At 58.6% G+C, this 3,482-nt stretch carries 3 protein-coding genes and 3 pseudogenes; all 6 read left to right on the top strand.

Annotated elements, in window-relative coordinates; all coding sequences use genetic code 11:
- Positions 1-95: pseudogene (locus tag ACIP1X_RS28260) on the top strand (outer membrane protein OmpW); the annotation flags it as partial.
- Positions 92-379: pseudogene (locus tag ACIP1X_RS28255) on the top strand (septum site-determining protein MinD); the annotation flags it as partial. The pseudogenes ACIP1X_RS28260 and ACIP1X_RS28255, both read left to right, overlap by 4 nt.
- Positions 379-633 carry a cell division topological specificity factor MinE gene (gene minE, locus ACIP1X_RS28250; RefSeq protein WP_003223146.1) on the top strand — a complete coding sequence of 85 codons (255 nt, stop codon included), beginning with the start codon at positions 379-381 and terminating at the stop codon, positions 631-633. The pseudogene ACIP1X_RS28255 and the gene minE, both read left to right, overlap by 1 nt.
- A 175-nt stretch (positions 634-808) precedes the next feature.
- Positions 809-1,444, top strand: coding sequence for an RluA family pseudouridine synthase (locus ACIP1X_RS28245; RefSeq protein ID WP_400755908.1), 636 nt, complete (start codon positions 809-811; stop codon positions 1,442-1,444).
- 15 nt (positions 1,445-1,459) lie between these two features.
- Positions 1,460-2,560: a hypothetical protein gene (locus ACIP1X_RS28240; RefSeq protein WP_400755907.1), complete on the top strand. Its 1,101-nt coding sequence runs from the start codon at positions 1,460-1,462 to the stop codon at positions 2,558-2,560.
- Between the two features lie 155 nt (positions 2,561-2,715).
- Positions 2,716-3,393: pseudogene (locus tag ACIP1X_RS28235) on the top strand (M18 family aminopeptidase); the annotation flags it as partial.
- Positions 3,394-3,482: the final 89 nt, after the last annotated feature.

The raw sequence follows: 3,482 nt of genomic DNA, 5'->3' as shown, positions 1-3,482 counted from the left end.
ACATCGGTATCGAGTTGCTGGCGGCCTCGCCGTTCGAACATGACGTGAAGCTGAAAAACACTGCTCTGCCGGCGGCCAACGGCAAACTCGGCACCTGCTGATCACTCGCTACCATCCAGAGCGTGTGGAAAAGGGCGAGATGCTTGGCGTTGAAGACGTCAAGGAAATCCTCTCGGTCACCCTGCTCGGCGTGATCCCGGAATCCCAGGCGGTGCTCAAGGCATCCAACCAGGGCGTACCGGTGATTCTCGACGACCAGAGCGATGCCGGTCAGGCTTACAGCGATACCGTCGACCGTTTGCTGGGCAAAGAAAAAGCCCACCGTTTCCTCGATGTCGAGAAGAAGGGATTCTTCGAGCGCCTGTTTGGAGGTAGGTAATGAACCTTTTTGACTTCTTTCGTGCCAACAAAAAGCCAAGTACCGCCTCGGTAGCGAAAGAGCGTCTACAGATCATCGTGGCGCATGAGCGCGGCCAGCGCAGCACGCCGGATTACCTGCCAGCCTTGCAGAAGGAACTGGTCGACGTGATCCGCAAGTACGTCAACATCGGCAACGATGACGTACATGTTGCACTGGAAAGCCAGGGCAGTTGCTCGATTCTGGAACTCAACATCACCCTGCCCGATCGCTGAGTCGATCAGGTAGTCGCTGCGGCGGCTCGGGGCCAACAAGCCTTTGTAGGAGCTGCGGCACGCTGCGATCTTTTGCTCTTGTTGTTAAAAAGATCAAAAGATCGCAGCGTGCCGCAGCTCCTACAGGGAATGTGGTCCCCGAGCCGCCGTTGGCATTTGTTACGAGGCTGTTTTAATGCCGTTGTCCAACATCCACATCATCCATCAGGACGCCGCTGTACTGGTGGTGAACAAACCGACGTTGCTGCTCTCGGTGCCCGGTCGCGCCGACGACAACAAGGATTGCCTGATTACCCGTCTGCAGGAAAACGGCTACCCGGAAGCGCGCATCGTCCATCGTCTGGACTGGGAAACCTCCGGCATCATTCTGCTGGCCCGTGACGCCGACACGCATCGTGAACTGTCGCGCCAGTTTCATGACCGCGAAACCGAAAAGGCCTACACCGCGTTGGCCTGGGGTCAGCCGGAACTGGACAGCGGCAGCATCGATTTGCCCCTGCGGTACAATCCGCCGACCAAGCCGCGCCATGTGGTCGATCACGAATTCGGCAAACATGCGCTGACCTTCTGGCGCGTGCTGGAACGTTGTGGCGACTGGTGCCGCGTCGAGCTGACGCCGATCACCGGCCGTTCACACCAGTTGCGCGTGCACATGCTGTCCATCGGTCATCCGCTGCTGGGCGACGGGCTCTACGCCCATGAACAAGCCTTGGCCGCCTGGCCGCGTTTGTGTCTGCACGCGAGTATGTTGAGCTTCACCCATCCCCAGACCGGCGAACGCTTGCGCTTCGAATGCCCGGCACCGTTTTAAGGATTTTTGTTTCGGATGAGTTGTATTGATTCCCTCGCCACACCCCTGAAAAAAACCCGCCAGCAGTTGCTGTACCTGATTTACGGCAATCAGGATGTCTACCGCCGCGAGGCCAAGTTCAGCATCCTCACCGTGTTGTCCCAGGCGAAAAACGGCCAGCTCCCGGCGATCAGGATTCTCACTGATCGCCCGCAAGATTACGCCGGCTGGCCGGTCGACACGGTGTTCCTCGACGAAGCCACGTTGACGCGCTGGCAAGGCGAAAACGGCTACCACCATCGCCGCAAGGCCTGCGCCATCGCCGCCGGCATGCAGTGGGCGGAGAAGACGCTGTTCGTCGACACCGACACGTTGTTCACTGATCATCCCAGCCGTCTGCTCGATGCCATCGGGCAGGATTGCTCGGTCATGGATCGCTTCGAGTACGACTGGAAAGACGTGCACCAGCGCAGCGACTATCTGAAGCTTGCGCGCGACCTCAGTGCGTATGGCGTGACGCCGGAAAACGGCTTCAAGCTCTACAACAGCGGCCTGTGCGGTGTCACCGAAAACGATCTGGATTTGTTCGAAGAGTCGATCCGCATGATCGACCAGTGTACGGTCGGCGGTTTCGAGATCCATACCATCGAGCAGATCGCGTTATCGTATGCCCTGCGTGAACGCCGGGTCGTGGAAGCGCGGAAATACGTCTATCACTACTTCGCCGAAAAGCGTTTTTTCCATGCGATGCAGACGTACTTCTTCTCCCAGCATGGCGAAACGTTCAGTCAGCGACTGGTGGATCTGTGCCGCGACGTGCCGCGAGTCAAACCGTTCCCGTCGGCCTGGCAGCGCCTGAAAATCAAATGGAAACTGCGCAACCAGAGCGGCGCCCTACGCAAGGTCGGTCGAGACTTGTTGTATGGCAGCGCCGCACCGGATGATCCGTACTACAGCGCCTGCCGCCATGAGTGGTGGGAATGTGCGTCGCGGGAGATTCTGCGTTGGGACGAGAGTCGGCAGAAAAAGCTCCTGAGCCAGAGCCGCTGGCCAAAACAGTTGCCACGCCCGGACAAGCCGGAAGACGAGAAAGTCATCATGCGCTACCTGAAAAAACGCGTACTCACGACTAACTGAGATCCTTGCCCTGTAGGAGCTGCGGCACGCTGCGATCTTTTGATTCTGCTTTTTGAAATCAAAATCAAAAGATCGCAGCGTGCCGCAGCTCCTACAGAGATCGAATTCCCCTCCCGATGCGTTAAACTCCCGGCCATTGCTGTCTGGAGCTTGTTATGCGCGAAGAGTTGAACCAAGGCCTGATCGACTTCCTCAAGGCCTCCCCTACCCCGTTCCACGCCACCGCCAGTCTTGTGCAACGTCTGGAGGCCGCCGGTTTTGTGCGCCTCGACGAACGCGAGCCGTGGACCACCGAGCCTAACGGCCGCTATTACGTTACTCGTAATGACTCCTCGATCGTCGCGATCAAAATGGGCCGCACCTCGCCGCTGCACGGTGGCATCCGTCTGGTTGGCGCGCACACCGACAGCCCGTGCCTGCGCGTCAAACCGCAGCCGGAACTGCAGCGTCAGGGTTTCTGGCAACTGGGCGTTGAAGTGTATGGCGGCGCACTGCTGGCGCCGTGGTTCGACCGCGATCTGTCGCTGGCCGGCCGCGTCACCTTCCGCCGCGATGGCAAGGTCGAAAGCCAACTGATCGACTTCAAGGCGCCGATCGCGATCATTCCCAACCTGGCCATTCACCTCAACCGTGAAGCCAATCAGGGCTGGGCGATCAACGCGCAGACCGAGCTGCCGCCGATCCTCGCGCAGTTTGCCGGGGATGAGCGCGTCGATTTCCGCGCCGTGCTCACCGATCAACTGGCCCGCGAACACGGCTTGAACGCCGACGTCGTGCTCGATTACGAGCTGAGCTTCTACGACACACAAAGTGCTGCAGTGATTGGCCTGAACCCGCCATCTCCATCATCACAACAATAGTGCCTCGCCGGGAATTTTCATCATACTTAGAAAATACAATTTTTCCTGAAATACCTTTAAGG

This window comes from Pseudomonas sp. NPDC088885 (assembly GCF_044750025.1).
GTDB classification, from domain to species: Bacteria; Pseudomonadota; Gammaproteobacteria; order Pseudomonadales; family Pseudomonadaceae; genus Aquipseudomonas; species Aquipseudomonas rustica.
The sequence above is the reverse complement of the archived record's forward strand: the minus strand, read 5'-3'. Positions and strand labels throughout refer to the sequence as shown.